General features: G+C 41.7%; 3 protein-coding genes. 2 read left to right on the top strand and 1 reads right to left on the bottom strand.

Annotated elements, in window-relative coordinates:
- Positions 1–5 precede the first annotated feature (5 nt).
- A complete protein-coding gene (locus tag AC5JMK_RS11770; RefSeq protein WP_495910153.1) occupies positions 6–1,091 on the bottom strand; it encodes a chemotaxis protein CheB in 1,086 nt (361 codons plus the stop codon).
- A 612-nt stretch (positions 1,092–1,703) separates the two neighbouring features.
- Here AC5JMK_RS11770 and AC5JMK_RS11775 point away from each other — a divergent pair.
- The gene (locus tag AC5JMK_RS11775; protein WP_096677848.1) at positions 1,704–3,722 is read left to right on the top strand and encodes a serine protease; all 2,019 of its coding nucleotides are present in this window, start codon (positions 1,704–1,706) and stop codon (positions 3,720–3,722) included.
- Positions 3,723–3,738: 16 nt separating this feature from the next.
- Positions 3,739–3,959 (top strand): hypothetical protein (locus tag AC5JMK_RS11780; protein ID WP_495910154.1); only part of this gene is annotated, 221 nt, incomplete at its 3' end.

Below are 3,959 nucleotides of genomic sequence, written 5' to 3' on the forward strand. Positions count from 1 at the left end.
GCACCCTAAGAGCTAGTCACATAAAGGCTTTGATAGTTGTCGGAGATGTCTACTTGTTGCTCTTCTTGGTTTGGAAGTTCGTTTAATTCTGCTAACGCGTGGCGATTGGTTTTGAGTAGGACTTCTCGGATGACAGCAGCACGCTCATCGCAATCTCGAGCCTCTTGTTCCAATCGTTCTGCTGATAAGATTTGATTGCGATCGCGCATTCGTTTAGCCATGCGATGTCCCAGAGAAGATTTTTCCTGTAATGCTCTCATTGCAATCCACAACGCATCCTCCAAAGCATCAGATTGCTCTGCTAAGAGAGTTTCTGCTGAGTAAGCATGACCCGTGCGACACCGAAACCGCAACAAATCTCCTTGTTGCAATTCCCACAGACTACCACCACACTCTGGACAGACGAAACCTGATGGTTTACCAGGTCTGTCATCGTTGTTTATTGCTTCCATATCTAGTTCTGCTATGTCAGATTCATATTTTATCTCTTCAGGAACAACGCAGTTTTCTTTCTCTTCCACTAGCGTGTTAGCCAGTTCTACCAGTAAAGCAGGAATCTCCGCTAGTGGCAGAACATAGTCAATGTCGTCTACGTTTTCGATCGCACTACTTGGCATTCCTGCATACATAGCATCGTTGGGGTTTTGAACAATCGCTACACCGCCTCGCATTTTTACTGCCTTTAATCCTGCTGTGCCATCATCAAGCACACCTGTTAAAATGACACCAACTACTCGCCTTCCGTAAGCCCGTGCGGCGGTACGAAATAGCGGATCGATAGCTGGACGATGGCTATTTTCTCTAGGCCCACAAGTTAAGTTAATGTATCCTTTTTTCACTAGCAGGTGATAATTTGGTGGAGCAACGTAGATTTTTCCTGCGAGGATTGCTTCACCATCCTGAGCGTGAGATGCAGGCAAATTTCCAACCCGCTTCAAGATACGAGGCAATACACTTGTACCGTGAGAGGGAACGTGAAGAACAATGAGAATGGCAGCTTTGATGTCTGGAGGTAAATTTTTGACCAGATAAGTAAGTGCTTCAACCCCGCCTGCTGATGTCCCGACTACCATTATATCGTGTCCAGGCATTGATTCCTCCTTATAGCAGCGCAGATGAAATTACTTAATAGACACTGCCTGATTTAACCTTAGTAAGATAGAAATATTTACTCACCTAGCTAAAAGTGGATTTATCCGCCTTCGCTCAAAGCCAGTCCCAGTGAAAAAAGGGTGTGGTGGTGTAGGAGGAGTCATATTTTCAGGGAGCATCCCAAATGTTCAAAAAACCCGCCTGCGATTTCAATTTATAAAAGTCGGAGAAATGAAGTGCGATCGCATTTTCATCGAATCGAATTCAAGTATTACGTAATGCTGGCTTATGGCTTTCGGAAGAAATAGTAAATTTGTTAAAGCAACAAACTGGAGAATAAAATATTTCACTGAGAGTACACAAGCACAGATAATATAGCAATCCGATTTGATTAATGAATTTACTCGTGGAGGCAGGCAATAGGCAATAGGCAATAGGCAATAGGGAAAGAAAGAAAAAAAGGAAGCTAGATGTGTACTGAGTTTTGTAAGCGCAGAGCGCAGGCTACGCCAACAAAAATCAAATAGGAATCCTATACAAATGTTAGATATCTAAAATCCAGGGTGGCTTGTGATAATAACAAATTTTGAGTAAAAAATTACTGCGAAACCATGAGATATTACCATCTTCCACCCATACTAGTAGGCGCATCCATCGTATTGATACAATCACAAATTGCAGTCGCTCTATCTGGACAAAATGTAGAAAGTATTGGTAGAGAAATTACAGTACGGATTGTGGATAGTCAAAATCCTGTTGCGACTGGTTCGGGAGTTATTATCAAGCAATCCAGCAATACTTATACTGTGCTAACTGCCTATCATGTGGTGAAAGATGATAGTAAGTACGAAATAATTACACCAGATCAACAAAGCAACCAGATTAAATCTGTTAAACAATTGTCAGGAGTGGATTTAGCTGTTATTGAGTTTAGCAGTAGTAAGAGTTATAAAGTTGCCAAAATCGGGAATTCTGACAAAGCTACAGCCAGTACAACAGTCTATGTAGTAGGGTTTCCGGGAAGAAGAGGTGCAATTCCCAATCCGACTTTATTCTTCACCACAGGACATGTAAATGCTAACGGTGCGCCACAAGGTGATGGTTACAATCTCATCTACGATAACGATACTTTAGGAGGGATGAGTGGTGGCCCGGTGCTGAATGAACAAGGTGAAGTCGTGGCGATTCATGGTAGAGCTGATGAGCAAGAAATTGGTGAGAAAAGTCAGAGTAAGATTATTACGGGTTTAGGTATCACTATAAATTCAGCTTTGCAGAAGATTTCAGCTGTAGGGGTTGATTTAGGAGTGCGTCCCCCGAATGTTATCGCTACTGCGCCAAAAGCAGATGACTTTTTTATTAAAGCCAAACAAAAAGATCGCAATCAAGACTATAAAGGTGCGATCGCAGATTATACCCAAGCAATTCGCCTCAATCCTAAATATGCACAAGCTTATTACCAACGAGGAATTGTCCGCTTAAATCTATACGACAAAGAAAATGCAGCGAAGGATTTACAGACAGCGACAAAATTATTTTTAGAACAAGGGAATCAAGTTGAAGGCTACAATAGTCAGGCGGTTGCTCGTACGATTTTAAAAGATTATCAAGGAGCGATCGCAGCTTACACCCAAAGTATTAAACTCAACCCTGAAGACGCCCAAGCTTATAATAAACGCGGTAATGCTTACTCTGACTTGGGAGAAAAGCCCAAAGCAATAGCAGATTATAACCAAGCAATTAAGATAGATCCCTATTTTGACGATGCTTACAATAACAGAGGAATTGTTCGCCAAGAACAGGGAGATACTCAAGCAGCATTAGCAGATTACAACCAGGTAATTAAAATTAATCCCAACTATGCTCATGCTTACAATAACCGAGGACTGATTCGTCAAGAACAGGGAGATACTCAAGCAGCGTTAGCAGACTATAATCAAGCGATCAAAATTAATCCTAACCTTGCCGAAGCTTATAGTAACCGGGGAATTATCCGTCAAGATGCAGGAGATACTCAAGGAGCATTAGCAGATTTCAACTCTGCACTCAAGATTAATCCCAACTATGCCGAAGCTTACTATAATCGCGGTCGTCTGCACTACTTATCAGGAGATAAACAAGGAGCATTAGCAGATAATAATCAAGCCATTAAAATTAATCCCAATCTTCCCAAAGCTTACTTAAACCGAGGTAGTGTTCGTGATGATTTGGGAGATACTCAAGGAGCTTTAGCAGATTATAATCAGGCACTCAAGATTAATCCCAATGATGCCGAAGTCTATAATAACCGAGGGGCTGTGCGTTTGAAGTTGGGAGATACTCAAGGGGCGTTAGCAGACTACAATCAAGCAATCAAAATTAATCCCAACTACGCCGTAGCTTATTTTAACAGAGGTGTGCTGCGTTCTCAGATGCAAAACTTACAAGGAGCCTTAGCTGATTATAATCAAGCCATTAAAATTAATCCGAATTTAACTCAAATCTATGGCATTCGAGGTTTACTGCGTGTGCAATTGGGAGATAAACAAGGTGCGATCGCAGACTTACAAAAAGCTGCGGAATGGTTTCGACAACAAGGAAACACGCAGTTGTATCAAACAACCTTGGATTTGATTAAAAAGCTTCAGTAGTAGATGGGATTGGGGATTGGGGATAAACTTAGCAGCAAACTTATTATCTAGTACGTTTGGCTATTGGCTCTTGCGATCGCCTTTGAAACCAGAAATTCCAGGGTTGAAACAAGAAACTTCAGGGTTGAAACAAGAAACTTCAGGGTTGAAACCAGAAACTCCAGGGTTGAAACCAGAAATTCCAGGGTTGAAACAAGAAACTTCAGGGTTGAAACAAGAAACTTCAGGGTTGAAACA

The organism is Pelatocladus sp. (assembly GCF_059505505.1).